We start from the raw sequence: 15,065 nt of genomic DNA on the forward strand, positions 1-15,065 counted from the left end.
TTTTAACGATTGAACGTTACATTTGTTGCACATGAGCGGCATTTATATTCATATTCCTTTTTGCAAGCAGGCTTGTCACTATTGTGACTTTCATTTTGTGACCTCCATGAAACACAAGAATCGTGTAGTAGCGGCGCTTCAGGAAGAATTACGGCTGCGCAGCAGCGAGGCAAAAAATACCAGTATTGAAACGATTTATTTTGGCGGTGGAACTCCTAGCGTTCTGGAAAGCACCGCTATCGATGCTATTATTGAGACCGTTTATTCCAATTATCAGGTAATTGCTGACCCAGAAATCACTCTTGAGGCAAATCCTGACGACTTGACACCAGAAAAGATAGCCGCACTGGCAAAGACTAAAATCAACAGATTGAGCATAGGTGTGCAATCCTTTTTTGAAGAAGATCTCAAGTTAATGAACAGAGCTCATAATGCGGTAGAAGCGATGGAGTGTATCTCGCTTTCGCGAAAGCGATTTCCCAACATATCCATTGACCTTATTTATGGCATTCCAGGATTGACTGACGACCGCTGGCGAGAAAATCTTTTCAAGGCCATTGACTTGAAAGTACCGCACATTTCAAGTTATGCGCTTACCGTGGAAGATGATACCGCACTCAAGACGTTTATTGAGAAAGGAATTATTGATGAGGTCGACGATGAACAGGCACAACGCCAATTCAATATTTTGCTGGATACCATGCAGTTGCATTCCTATGAGAATTATGAGTTTTCAAACTTTGGCAAAGAAGGCTTTTTCTCTCGCAACAATACCGCTTACTGGACAGGTAAATCCTATATAGGTATTGGTCCCAGCGCGCATAGTTTTGACGGTAAAAGGCGCGCCTGGAACATCAACAACAATGTCAAATATTTAAAAGCCATTGAGGCTGGAGACTTGCCTCAGGAAACAGAAGAGCTTACGGTAGTAGATCGTTACAACGAATACATCATGACCGGCCTGCGCACCATTTATGGAGTTTCCTTATCGCATGTGGAACTTGAATACGGTTCCAAATTTAAAGAGTACCTCTTACAGCAATCCACAAACTACCTCAAGGATCATTTGTTATATTTAGATGATGATACATTGCGCGTCACTCGCAAGGGAAAATTCCTAAGTGATGGTATCGCCAGTGAACTCTTCATGCTCAACCTTAATTCATGAAATATTTCTTACTCCTTTCCATTTCCTTATTCATCTTTTCATCTTGTAAAACTGAGGAAGAAGACCAGCTTACCAGGTTGACTTATGATCAAATGACAGATCTAGTCATTTCTAATGCATTGTTACTACCTGATGATGTGAAGTATTATGGGCTGGACGGTACATTGCTCAGTGAAGAGGAACGAGAAGCTGCGTCTGAAGATCTGCTTTATGCAGATTGGTATATCAATAACGAGTTGGAGCTCATTAAGGTTCAATTAAACGATTCTGATGCCGAAAGAAAACGTCGCAAGAAAGAGCCCTTATTTACCAGCATCGATAACGTGGATTGTGCCAGGCTTGATGCTATTCTTGAAGAGATCTACGATCGCGATCAACAAAATAGAACCGATAATTTGATGGACGAGTCCATCGACCAGAACAATTTGGAAGCTATTGAGCTTATTCTGGACAAGTGCGGCATGCCTACCAGTGATACCAGCAGTAGCAAATCCCTTCAAGCCATCTGGCTGGTTATCCAGCACGCTGGTGCCGACAAACGTGAGCAATATTTTCCGTTATTGGAAAAGGCAGCGCAAAGAGGCGATCTGGATTTGCAGGACATCGCATTGATGAAGGACCGCATGCTACTGGACAAGAATGAACCTCAAATTTACGGTTCTCAAGTTTTGATCAATGACGGCATCTATGAGTTGTACCAGTTACAAGATCCAGAAACGGTAGACGCAAGACGAGCCACCGTTGGCTTAGGCCCGTTATCAGAATATCTGGCGCATTGGGACATTGAATTTAGCGTTGCCCAAAAACCACTGAACTAATGAAAGCTTTAACTCTATTCCTTCTGGCTACGTTGGTCTCTTGTACCACAACAAAAAACGACCCTATGGAAACTACCTTATTCATCGACGACAAGCCGTTATCGATCGATCTGAACAATCCTATTGACATTAGTCTTGCGGTACAAAATAATGCCGGCGTTGGCGCCTGGTACATCGATCAGCCCAAAATTACACATGTTGAGGTGGACGGTTATGTGGGCAAGGTTTCCATGGGCGGCAGCACTAATTTCAATGATGTGTTTTTCAACCCGCACAGTCATGGGACGCATACAGAATGCATAGGTCACATAACCGAAGAATTTCATAGCGTGAATAATGCGCTGGAAAAAAGCTTTTTCACGGCTCAACTGATCACGGTGACTCCAGAAAATCGTGATGGCGACCAGGTAATCAGGGCCGCTATGTTTGAGGATCTAGATAAGGTAGATGCAGTGATCATACGTACGCTGCCTAACACAGATGACAAGAAAAGCAAGAATTACAGCAATACAAATCCGCCATATTTGATGGAAGAGGTGATGTTACGCTTTCGCGAAAGCGGCATCCAACACGTCCTCATCGATTTACCCAGCGTTGATAAAGAAAGAGACAACGGTGCCTTGCTGGCTCATAAAGCCTTCTGGGATTTTGATGGAAACCAAAGATTAAATGCCACAATCACAGAGTTGATCTACGTGCCTAGCGCTGTTGCTGACGGGAAATATATTCTAGACCTGCAGGTGGCACCAATTGAAAATGACGCCGCGCCATCGCGACCTATCCTATATGCGATTAAATCCTAACTTTGTCATATGGAGTATTTATTCATAGGTCTTGCAGTAGGAGCAGTAGCTGCATTCTTTATTTTTAGATGGTTCGGTGGATCTTCTAAAGACAACCGGAAGGAGCAAAGCGTCGTGTTGATGGAAAAAATCAGGACGGTCTGTAAATTCATCACCGTAGAAGGTGACTTTGCCGAAATCTACCATTATCAAAATGTCAAGGACAAAATAGCCAACTTCTTGCTGGGCAAGAAAAAAGCCATCATCCTTATCAATGCCAAAGCTCACATAGGATTTGACCTGACAAAAATCCGTATGGAGAGCGATACTGACAACAAGATCATACGCTTGACCGAGTTCCCACAACCACAACTCATGAGTATCGAGACCGATTTTAATTACTACGACAAGAGCGAAGGTTGGGCCAACTATTTTACCAGCGATGATTTGACTGAGGTCACTCGCAATGCAAAACAGCACATCGTCGATAAGATCCCAGAAAGCGGTCTTATGGAACAAGCTAAAAAAGAAGCCCTAAATACCATCCAACTCATGGAAGGACTGGCGCAAACCATAGGCTGGAAATTGGATTACACTGCCTTGATTTTGGACAAGGCGATGGACACCAAAAAACTACCAGAATAGTGGAAATTGACCAGCTTCAGGACTATTGCCTGGCAAAAAAAGGAACCACGCAAGAAATGCCCTTTGACAACGAGACACTGGTATTTAAAGTTATGGGGAAGATGTTCATGCTGCTGGGACTGGAACGATGGGAACGCGGCGAGCCATCCATTAATGTCAAATGTGATCCCCAAAAAGCCATTGAATTGCGTGAGCAATATGACGGTGTAGTTACCAGCGCCTGGCACATGAATAAAACCCACTGGAACACCATACATTTGAATCAGTCCATGACTGATGCTGAAGTCCTGAAATGGATCGACCACAGTTATGCACTTGTTGTAGCTGGATTGACTAAAAAACTACAAGCCCAATTAAACACCATCTGATTGAAGGAACTACTATCTATATATGAAGCCCGAGTTGATGGGTTTTCGCTTTCGCGAAAGCGATACAATCAACAGTTGCGCATCTCCGGTGTGGTCCGGTTGCTGGTCTTTATCGCCGTTGTTGCGGGAATTTATTTTTTCTGGAGTTCTACCTTGACGGCTGTATTGATTGCTGTAGGCGGTATTGCGCTTTTTCTTTATTTAGTTTCACGTCACGAGGATCTTAAAAAGAAGCGCAACTATTATGAAGAGTTGCTACGCATTAACGAGCAGGAAATTGAGGTAGGCAAAGGCAACTATACAGACCTTCCAGATGGAGCAGAATTTAACGATGACGATCACGATTACAGCCGTGATATAGACTTGTTCGGTATGGGTTCGTTTTTTCAGTTCATGAATAGAACGGCATTAAAAGAAGGCAAGAAGTTGCTGGCTGCTCGTTTGATGGCAAATGATATTCACGATATTCCCAAGCGACAAGATGCTGTTCAAGAGCTAGCCAAAATGCTGGATTATCGTCAAGAGTATGAGGCGACGGCAAGATTGCTGGAGAACGACACGAAGCCAGCTGCCATCAAGAGCTGGATACAGAGCTATCAAAATTTTGTGCCGAATGTGTTCTCGTGGTTGTGTTATGTTCAATTTGCGGTTTCGGTAGCGATTGGGGTTCTTTATGCGATCGATGTGCTAAGTGGCTGGTGGCTTCTGGGTATTTTCCTAGTGGGCTTATTGGTCTCGGGTAATTATGCTGCCAAGATTATTGAACTCAACAAGTACATTTCAGAGTTGGAAGATTTCTTTACCCAGTATGGAAAGCTCCTGGAACTTATTGAAAAGGCTGACTTTAATGGAGAAGTGCTGCAAACCTTAAAGAGCAATGTGCTAACTGATGGCAAACCGGCATCACGACGGCTGTACGATCTGGGAAGAGCACTGGTAAGGCTGGACCAAGGCAGTAATTTACTCGTCGGTGTGTTTATCAATGCATTTGCGTTGTGGAATTTGAAGCAAGTCCACAGTATTGAGGCCTGGTTGACTTCTAATAAAAACTACATCGCACCATGGCTGGAAGCCGTTGCACAAATGGATGCTTTAAATTCTCTAGGGAATTTTGCCTACAACCATCCCAATTATGTGTTTCCTGAAATCAAAACAGGCGACTTTAAGTTTCAAGCCGCTCAAGCGGTGCATCCGTTGCTTAATCCTGATAAAGCGGTAGGGAACCCGATTCATATCCATTCTGGTGAGTTTTTCATTATTACCGGTGCCAACATGGCTGGAAAGAGCACGTTCCTAAGAACCGTTTCCATGTCCATCGTGATGGCAAATACAGGTTTGCCTATCTGTGCGCAATCCGCGATTTATTCGCCCATCAAACTTATTACCAGTATGCGCACCAGCGATTCCTTAAAGGACGATGAGAGTTATTTCTTCAGTGAGTTGAAGCGTTTGAAATTTATCGTGGACAAAATGGAACAAGAAAAATATTTCATTGTTCTGGACGAGATCCTCAAAGGAACCAATAGTGTCGACAAGGCGAGTGGCTCTAGAAAACTCATTGAGAAGTTAACGCTCAATCAGGCAACCGGCATCATCGCTACGCATGACTTAAGCCTGACCGAAGTCGCCAAAGATCACGAGCATATTTCCAACTATTATTTTGACGCACAAATCATTGACGATGAATTGTTCTTTGACTATACGTTCAAGTATGGCGTCGCTACTAATATGAATGCTAGTTTTCTATTGAAGAAAATGGGTATAGTTTAAAGTAGTTTACCCAGCTTATCAAAATCAAGACCGCCGTAATCACCGCTGCTCATAAGCAAAAGAACGGCATGGGCTAGTTTTTGCTTGTACAACCATTCTTTAAAAGCTGCAGGATCTGTCATGACGATAAGATCTTCATTGTTAAATGCTTCCTTGATCTGATCTTTACTAATGGGATCCAAACCTTTCAATTCCACAGCATCTGGGCTATAAAACACCACGGCAACATCTGCAGCGTCTAACGTGTGAGCATATTCTTTGAGGAATTCAGGGTTGAGGCTGGAATAGGTGTGTAATTCCAGACAGGCAATGATTTTGCGCTCGCTGTATTGTTCTGCAACGGCATTAGTAGTCGCTTGAACCTTACTGGGCGAATGAGCAAAGTCTTTGTAGATCACCGACCGCTGATTTCCTGCAATTTTTTCTAGACGTTTTGAAGCTCCTTTAAAACTTGCTATGGCCTCATAAAAATCATCTTCATCAATTCCCATGTGCTGGCAAATCCATTTGGCTCCAGCAAGATTGCTCAAGTTGTGCTTGCCAAAAACTTCTATAGGCATATCACCTTCTGGTGTTTCAAGATAAGTCGTGCCGTTGTCTACCGTATGATGTGGTACGTTGTAGGCATGTTTTCTGGTAGGTTTGGTGCTGGCTTCTGCAATGCGTTTCACTTCTGGATCTTCTTCATTGTAGACCAGAATGCTACCGTTTTTCATGAGATCCACAAATTCTTCAAACTGCTCTACATAATTCTGATAGTCCGGAAAAACATTGATGTGATCCCAGGCGATCCCAGAAATCAAAGCGATGTTAGGTTGGTACAAGTGAAATTTAGGTCTGCGATCGATGGGACTGGATAAGTATTCATCACCTTCCAGAACAATAAACTCATTGTCATTAGTAAGATGAACCATAGTGTCAAAACCTTCCAGTTGCGCTCCTACCATATAATCCACTTCTTTGTTATGATAATGCATCACGTGAAGTATCATGGAAGTAATGGTGGTCTTACCATGCGAGCCACCTATGACGACACGCGTTTTATCTTTGGACTGCTCATACAGATATTCTGGATAGCTATAGATTTTAAGATTAAGTTCTTGAGCTTTGAGAAGTTCGGGATTATCGGCTTTGGCATGCATGCCTAGGATTACTGCGTCAAGATCTGCAGTAATTTTTTCTGGAAACCAGCCCATTTTTTTAGGAAGTAGCTTCTTTTTTTCAAGCCGTGTTTTGCTAGGTTCAAAAATAGCATCGTCGCTACCTGTTACTTGATACCCTTTTTGATGAAGAGCAAGTGCTAGATTGTGCATGGCGCTGCCGCCTATCGCGATAAAGTGTACGCGCATTACTTATGGATTTACCGTAAAAATAAGGTTTTGATAAAAGCTAGAAGATCGTAAAAAGGTAAAAAACATTAATCGGAAGTATGGTTGTCACTTATACCTTTGCTCCAGTAGAATCAATATCTTCTTTAATAAGAAAAGAAGAATCGTTGCAATTCCTAAAACCAGAACGGTATCTCTGATATTTTCAGTTTTTAATGGCTCTCCATAGTTCCTCAAGAGAATACGCAAGAAAATAAGAAAATCACATAATATAAATGTGGTTAGAAAAAATGAAACGATTCTAATTGCAACATTCCAAATCACGAATCCAATTTCTCCAACTGGGCCAGCAATTGGGCATCCTTATGGATTTCATAGCCCTTTTTTAAAATGGCCTTAGCATCTGCGGTGCGATCCATTTTGTCTGCATAGAGCGTGGCTAGCTTCATGTAAGTAAGCGGTGAGCCGCCTACTTTGATCGCGTTTTTATAAGCCGTTTCGGCATCTGTGTATTCCTTGTCATACTCATCAACATAACCGTGAGCCAGATAACCATCGACGGGTGAGATTTTCTTCAACTGGTCTGCATAATTGCGTGCAGTTGTTAGTGAGCCACCTATAATACCTGGCAATTCTGTATACAACTGGACCAGCGCCCATCGCGTGTCGACGTGTTTTGAATCAAGTTCGGCTGCTTTTTTTAGATGGAACTTGACGTCGTCCACCAATCCCAGCGCCTTGAATTTAGATGCATTCTTGGCCCATAAACCCATGGAACCACCATAGTAGAAATGATAATCTGCATTGGTATCATCGGTAGCCAGTAATCGTTTATAGATGGCCGTGGCTTTTTCAAACTGTTCCATCTCGCCATAGGTCTGACCAGTCTTGCGCAATAATTTTTGGTCCTGTGGTTTTTCTTCCAATAGGTCCAGATATATTGGCAAGGCTGCTTTGTACTTGGATTGTTTGAATAGCTGTTCCGCTTTCGCGAAAGCGGACTGACCACTAACGCCAGTGCAAACCAATACCCCTAAAATGATCAATAGATGTCTCATGTGTGGCAAAACTAGCAAAAAGAATACCAATTAAGTTGTGGTATGGGAATTGGAGTGTTTTTTAAAAGAGGAGCGCCCAGAATTTGGCTAACTTTAAATAATTCCAATCTGCTATGAAGAACTATCTCATCATTCTCGTCCTAACTATTTTAGGATTTCAAAATGTTTCTGGACAAGATTATCAAGAGCAATGGCGCGCCATTGAACAATTGGAAGTAGAGAATAAAATTGAGGAAGCCCAAGAGTTACTCGATGAGGTTTTTAAAAAAGCATCGCGTAAAAACGACGAGGCACAACTTATCAAAGCCTTCATTTTTCAATCAAAATTCTGGCTCATCAATGAAGAAGATGCGCAGAAAAAGATCATCGCAGCTTTGGACAAGCGCATTACAGCTTCTAAATTCCCAGAGCGCAACATCTATTATTCTATCAAAGGACAGCTTTTTGAGCAATACTTGCAGGAAAATAGATACCGCATAAATAATCGCACCAGTACTGATGCTGGTGGCGATGATTTCATGGCTTGGGATCTTAAACGATTTTACAGTGAGATTTCTGATGTTTTCCAAAAATCGTTAGTTGATGGTGACAGGCTTTCCAAAATCAATGTAGCCAGCTACGACCCGATTTTGCATATCAAACCTCTAGGGCGTGAGTTGCGACCCAGCTTACTGGATGTTCTTGCCCATCATGCGCTGGAATTTTATAAAACCAGCGCCTACGGCGTTACCATGCCACGAGAAAATTTCACGGTCACTAAGGAGAACGGATTTCTACCTACTGAAGAACTGATCCAACTCAAACGATCTGTAAATGATACCATTTATTCCAGCTATGACGTGTTACAGCTTTATGGACAGCTGGAAAACTTGCATAAAAAGCGTAAGGAAATTCCAGCCTATCTCGCAGCCATTGATGAGCGACTGGAATTTGCAAAAGACCAATTAAGTAACGACCAAGATTTACCACTGTTGGTAAAGATCTATGAGAATCTGATCGATCAGTATAAGGATAATGGTGCGATCACCATGATACAGTACAGCCTTGCCCAATACTATTATGGAAGGTCCAACGATGATGAGAATGACAACAAACTTTCTGACCGTAAAGAAGCCGTACGCATTGCCAAAGATGCTATCGAGAAGCACCCAGAAACCTACGGTAGCTTGCAATGTACGAGGCTATTGTCACAGATCTATCAGCCAGAATTAAGTTCCCAATTGCAAACTAATGTCATTCCCAACCAGCCCAGTCGTGGTGTGATATCCTATCGCAATGCCAGAGACGCCTCGATTTATTACCTCAAAGTCGCTCAGGATTTTGATGAGGTACAGGGAAATCTAGACTCCATTCACAATGCCGCTTTCGCGAAAGCGAACCAAAACAACGACTTTGCCCACATAGAACAAACACGTTTACCGCAGGGCGACGACACCTTTTCCCATACGTATGAATATGCGATTCCGGGATTGCAAGCCGGCAAATATCTTGTGTTGATTAGAGAAAAGGATCAAAAAGAAGTCACCTCTGGCAGGTTCATGACGGTTTCAGGAATCGCGCTGACGAGTAATACGGTATCTGGTAAAACCGTGATAACAGCTACAGATCGCAATACAGGAAAACCCATGGAAGATGTTTCCGTCAAGATTTTTGGGGATGATAAATCCACCATCTACAGAGGTAAAACAGATAAGAATGGTCAGGTTTCATTTTTGTTTGCAGATCGTTATTACAGAAATAGAGTAGAAGCTTCTAAAAATGGCGATACGATTTCGACTTACGTCAATCGCGGCTACTATAGAGGTTCCTATGCAGATTCAGAGAAACAGGTTAAAGCATTTATCTATCTAGATCGAGCGATATATAGGCCAGGACAAAAGGTCTATTTCAAGTCCATTGTAGTGGAGAATGACAATAACAAATCTCGAGTGCTTTCCAATGAAAAGTTTAAGGTCATAGTAGAGGACGTCAATGGAGAAGAGGTTTTCACTCAGGAGCTTACCACTAACGCATATGGAAGTATCAATGGTTCATTCACTTTACCGTCTGAGGTACTTACGGGAAGATTTGACATTTATCTAGAATCTGATGAAGATGGAAGCTATTGGGATGGTGTAGATAATTTCGACGAAGGCGGAATAAGTTTCCAAGTAGAAGAATACAAACGTCCCAGATTTAAAACAGAATTCAAAGACATTACTGAAACCTACATTATAGGTGATAGTGTAAAAGTAGAAGGATTTGCCAAAGCCTCATTAGGCAGTAATATCACAGACGCCCAAGTTGTCTATACCGTAACGCGAGTAGCTAACGTACCTTACTGGAAATACGGGTATGTGCCGGTCGACCAGCAAGTAATGGCAAATGATACTACGCTTACAAAATCAGACGGAACTTTTACGATACCTTTTAAAGCATTGCCAGATTCCACGCTGGTGGCTAAGGATATTGAATCCAACTACAACTACCGCATCGAGGCTAGCGTCACAGACGTGAATGGCGAGACCAGAACCGCACAGACCAGTGTGCGAGTAGGCTACAAACCGATCGAGGTACAGATTTCTACCACAGGAAATCTCACGGTTCAAAACAATCAGCTTCAAGTAATCGCTCGTAATCTTAATGGTAAACCCATCAATGCCACTATTGAGATACAAGTGCGCGAGAATATCGAGAGCGATCATGTCATCGTCAACAGTAACCTTAAGGATGCGGAGTTTCACGAACTAGGTCTGGAAGCGTACCGCGATCAGTTCCCATTAGCCGAATTACGCAGGGAAGAAAAGATAGAAGACTGGAAACAAACACCCATCACTTTTAAAAAGACGATTACCACAGATTCGCTCGCTACCATAGAAATTCCAATTACTCTGGATTGGAAGAATGGGAACTATATCCTTTATGCAAAGGCTGTTGAAGCAGACAAAAAGCTAAGTCTAGATGACGAGAAAGATTATGTGGAAGAAAAACAAGAAGTTCAAATCTGGGCCAATAAGGATGTACCAGCCACACCATCTATTGTAAGTCAAGATGTAAACGTCGATGGAGATCAGGCTATTGTTGACTTCTACACCAGTACAGATGGCATCTACATCTACCTTACAACCTATGACAGCAAACGCGTTCTAGAATCCCAATGGGTCTATTTGCCTGCTGGAAAAACCACTATGAGGTTTCCTATGGGTCAGGCCATTGGAAATTCTTTGAAGTTCCAATACTACACCTATAAATACAATGACTTTAGGTCTGGAAGTTTTGAGGCCAAAAAACCCGTAAAACCAACTCAGCAGTTTGCGATCACTACGCAAACCTTCCGCAATAAGTTGTATCCTGGCGTGGAAGAAGAGTGGTCTTTTACCATTAAGGATCAGGACAGCACGGGCATGCAGGCAGAAGTTCTCGCCAGCATGTACGACAAGAGCCTGGATGAGTTTGCAAACAGTTATTGGAGTGGATTTAACTTCTATAACGGCGGTCGCGATTTTTATCCGTCATCTGCAAATGATCTAGCGGGTGCAACGATAATTAATCTTTACAGTCGAATATATTATCAAATCGATCCTGTATTTGCCTTGGAAAAAGAACAACTACATTTATTTGGATTGACGTTCCAAAATTTTGAATATCGTTATAGAACATATAAGAATTCGCTTTCGCGAAAGCTGACACCCGTCAAACCTATTGCAGGTAAGATAGTTGGAAAGGTCACTGATGCTTCTGGTGAGCCCATCTTAGGTGCAACTGTAAAAATTCAAGGCACAAATAGATCCACGACGACCGACTTTGATGGAAAATATATGTTGGAAGGTAAGAAAGGAGATCGCATACGTGTATCATTTCCAGGTTACGAAACGGAAAATAAAGATGTAGATAATTCAATCATGAACTTTTCTTTAAATTCTTCATTGGATGAGGTTGTTGTTGTCGGCTATGCAGCTCAAACTAAAAAATCCCGCACGTCTTCCGTGACGGTTATGGAAGAAACTGAAATGATGTCCAGTGATGCAATCGCGCCGGCCATGATTTCTGAAACCTTATCTGGGAAAGCGGCAGGTGTTGAGGTCACTTATCAAAAAGGTCAGCCTGGAGCAAATGGAAATATTCGTATTCGCGGTACTTCAAGCATTGATGTGAATACGTTGATCATAGTAGACGGCGTTCCTTTAACTCAGTCAGAATACCAAGCAATAAATCCTAATGATATTCAAGAAATGGCAGTACTCAAAGACGCTGCTGCAACTTCTATTTACGGCAGCCGTGGAGCCAATGGAGTGATTATTATCAGCACCAAAAAAGGAGTTTCCACTGCAGACATTGTCAATGAATATCTCGCATTGCAAAACGTACAACTCCGCAAAAACCTAGACGAAACCGCCTTCTTCTTACCAGAGCTCTACACAGACGAAAATGGGAATTTAAAATTCAGCTTTACATCGCCAGAGGCTTTAACCCAATGGAAGTTAAGACTGTTTGCGCACAATAAGCAAGGGCAAACGGCGCAGTATGAAGCACTGGTGCAAACTCAAAAGGAGCTGAGTCTCGTTCCTAATTCGCCGCGATTCCTGAGGGAAACAGATACCATCAGATTCTCTACTAAAGTAGCTAACCTCTCTGGCAAACCCATGACCGGTAAAGCAACGTTGCAATTATTTGACGCGTTAACTATGCAGCCTATTGATGCAGAATTAGGCAACACTCAAAACATTCAGTCTTTTGAAGCGGCCACTGGTGGCAACGCCAGTCTCAACTGGACGTTTCATGTCCCTAAAGGCACGCAAGCCGTAACCTATAGAGTGCTCGCCACATCTGGAAACTTCTCTGATGGTGAGGAAAATACGCTGCCCGTGCTCACTAACCGCATGTTAGTCACGGAAAGTCGCGCTCTTTGGGTACGAGCAGGCGAGACCCAAAGCGTTACCATGGACAAGCTGGCAAACACTACGTCAGATTCCAGAACCAACCACCAGTTGACCTTTGAATACACCTCAAACCCATCATGGTACGCCATCCAGTCATTACCTTATTTGATGGAGTATGAGCACGATTGCGCAGAGCAAACCTTCTCTAGGTATTATGCTAATGCTATGGCAGCGCACATCTTGAACAGCAACCCTAAGGTCAAAGAGGTGTTTGACACCTGGGCAGCAAACGATATACCTGCCAGCAATCTGGAGAAGAACGAAGAATTAAAAAGCGTAATTCTTGCCCACACGCCATGGCTGCGCGACGCACAGTCAGAAGCCGAAAAGCAAAAGCGTCTGGCTACCTTGTTTGATTTGGCCAGAACGGCTCGAGAGAAAAAGAAAACGCTGGCAAAATTGGAAGGGCAACAACTTCCCAATGGTGGTTTCCCGTGGTTTGCAGGTGGCCGCATGAGCGAGTACATCACCCGTCACATCGCCGCTGGAATAGGTCATTTGAATCAGTTGCAGGTCAACGATGGCGATCGCCCACAAACCGACCGCATCTATGAAAACGCCATCAAGGCGCTGGATCGTTCTTGGGAAAACAGTTTCAATGAACACTTGAAGAGAAACAAAACCCTGGAGAATTTCAACTATAGTGTGAGTTACTGGCATTATCAATATTCACGTAGTTTCAAGAAGGACAAGAACTTGACCGGTGTTTTGAAAGCTGGTCGTGAGTTCGCTTTCGCGAAAGCGAATACCTCATTCTCCTCACAATCCATCTACCAGCAGTTGTTGATGTCCATAAGCCTGCACCGCAACGGAAATGTGGCAACCGCTCAAAAAATCGTGGAAGGATTGCGCCAAAGCGCCGTCAACAGCCGTGAAAACGGTATGTACTGGAAGGAAAACGTGACCGGTTACAACTGGTATTCCAGCGATATTGAGACACAGGCATTGGCGATTGAGACTTTTGGCGAGGTGGTAAATGATCTCAAAAATGTCGAGGAACTCAAAGTCTGGTTGCTGCAAAACAAGCGTACCAACCGCTGGAAATCTACCAAAGCCACGGCAGATGCTACCTATGCATTGCTGTTGCAGGGCAACAAATGGCTCGATGTCCAGGAAAGTAACGTGATCAAATGGGGCGACAAGCCTATCCCAGAATCGCTGATGAAGGACGTAAAAAAAGAAGCTGGAACTGGTTATTTCAAGGTGTCGCTCCATGAAGAAGCAGTAAAGCCTGTCTATGCCACTATTGAGGTAAAAAACAAGAGTGAAGTCACAGGATATGGTGGGTTGTACTGGCAATATTTTGAAAACCTGGACAAGATCACCGTTGACGATGACCTGCCCATGTCGATCAAAAAACGATTGTTCAAGAAGGTCAATACAGACGGTGGCAAGAAACTGGTAGAAATTACTACAGAGGATGCATTGGAAATAGGCGATCTGGTTACCGTACGCATGGAGATACGATCCACCAAGGATTTGGATTTTGTTCATTTGAAGGATATGCGCGCCAGCGGTTTTGAGCCGGTAGACGTGATCTCGCAATACAAATACCAGGATGGATTGGGTTACTACCAAAGCACCAAAGATGTGGCCACACACTTTTTCTTTGACCAGTTAAAACCGGGAACCTACGTTTTTGAATACGATGTACGGGCCAACAACGCCGGCCAATTCTCTAACGGTATCACTCAGTTGGAATGCATGTACGCACCAGAATTCTCCAGCCACAGTGAAGGCGTGCGTGTGACGATTAAAGAGTAGGTGTCATAGACACGCTCCTTCTCGACTACCGCTCGAAGTTGCTGCATTTGGGTTTATAAAGCCTAAGCTTTTAAACCAGTATCGAGCGACAGTCGAGATATGGTTTTTCTGAAAAGATTTTTGTTGCAAACTCAAGACAACTGCTGGACTATCTCTCGAAGCGGCTGTATTTGGTTCTATAAAGACGAAGCTTGTAAACCAGTATCGAGCGGCAGTCGAGATATGGTTTTTCTGAAAAGATTGTTGTTGCAGACACAACACAACTGCTCGACTATCGCTCGAGGCGGCTGCATTTGGGTTTATAAAGCCGAAGCTTTTAAACCAGTATGAAGATCTAATCATTGCTTAATAGTAAAGGAACGTGCTTTTTATTGACTGCGAATCTTATTCAACCAGTATCGAGCGGCAGTGGAGATATGGCTTTTCTGAAAAGATTGTTGTTGCA

9 protein-coding genes are annotated in these 15,065 nt (G+C 43.1%); 7 read left to right on the plus strand and 2 right to left on the minus strand.

Going from position 1 to position 15,065, the window contains the following annotated elements; all coding sequences use genetic code 11:
- Positions 1-31: 31 nt before the first annotated feature.
- The 6 genes from hemW (at position 32) to BST86_RS13555 (ending at position 5,551) form a co-directional block, all read left to right on the plus strand.
- Positions 32-1,168: a radical SAM family heme chaperone HemW gene (hemW, locus tag BST86_RS13530; RefSeq protein WP_105983706.1), complete on the plus strand. Its 1,137-nt coding sequence runs from the start codon at positions 32-34 to the stop codon at positions 1,166-1,168.
- Positions 1,165-1,986 carry a DUF6624 domain-containing protein gene (locus tag BST86_RS13535; protein WP_242446542.1) on the plus strand — a complete coding sequence of 274 codons (822 nt, stop codon included), beginning with the start codon at positions 1,165-1,167 and terminating at the stop codon, positions 1,984-1,986. Before hemW ends, BST86_RS13535 begins: the two co-directional genes overlap by 4 nt.
- A gap of 65 nt (positions 1,987-2,051) precedes the next feature.
- Positions 2,052-2,789 (plus strand): cyclase family protein, encoded by a 738-nt coding sequence (locus tag BST86_RS13540; RefSeq protein ID WP_105984053.1) that lies wholly within the window; start codon positions 2,052-2,054, stop codon positions 2,787-2,789.
- Positions 2,790-2,798: 9 nt separating this feature from the next.
- Positions 2,799-3,413, plus strand: coding sequence for a DUF4230 domain-containing protein (locus tag BST86_RS13545; protein WP_105983707.1), 615 nt, complete (start codon positions 2,799-2,801; stop codon positions 3,411-3,413).
- Positions 3,413-3,781: an MmcQ/YjbR family DNA-binding protein gene (locus tag BST86_RS13550; RefSeq protein ID WP_055411753.1), complete on the plus strand. Its 369-nt coding sequence runs from the start codon at positions 3,413-3,415 to the stop codon at positions 3,779-3,781. Before BST86_RS13545 ends, BST86_RS13550 begins: the two co-directional genes overlap by 1 nt.
- Positions 3,782-5,551: a MutS-related protein gene (locus BST86_RS13555; RefSeq protein ID WP_105983708.1), complete on the plus strand. Its 1,770-nt coding sequence runs from the start codon at positions 3,782-3,784 to the stop codon at positions 5,549-5,551.
- On the opposite strand, the gene BST86_RS13560 is transcribed toward BST86_RS13555, so the two are convergent.
- On the minus strand, positions 5,548-6,900 hold the full coding sequence (locus tag BST86_RS13560; protein WP_105983709.1) for a UDP-N-acetylmuramate--L-alanine ligase: 1,353 nt from the start codon (positions 6,898-6,900) through the stop codon (positions 5,548-5,550). The two genes, BST86_RS13555 and BST86_RS13560, sit on opposite strands and share 4 nt — an antisense overlap.
- Positions 6,901-7,199: 299 nt before the next feature.
- Positions 7,200-7,937, minus strand: coding sequence for a tetratricopeptide repeat protein (locus BST86_RS13565; protein WP_105983710.1), 738 nt, complete (start codon positions 7,935-7,937; stop codon positions 7,200-7,202).
- Between the two features lie 113 nt (positions 7,938-8,050).
- Here BST86_RS13565 and BST86_RS13570 point away from each other — a divergent pair, with 113 nt between their 5' ends.
- Complete coding sequence (locus tag BST86_RS13570; protein ID WP_105983711.1) at positions 8,051-14,620, plus strand: alpha-2-macroglobulin family protein; 6,570 nt, start codon at positions 8,051-8,053, stop codon at positions 14,618-14,620.
- Positions 14,621-15,065: the final 445 nt, after the last annotated feature.

Source organism: Nonlabens agnitus (assembly GCF_002994045.1).
GTDB classification, from domain to species: domain Bacteria; phylum Bacteroidota; class Bacteroidia; order Flavobacteriales; family Flavobacteriaceae; genus Nonlabens; species Nonlabens agnitus.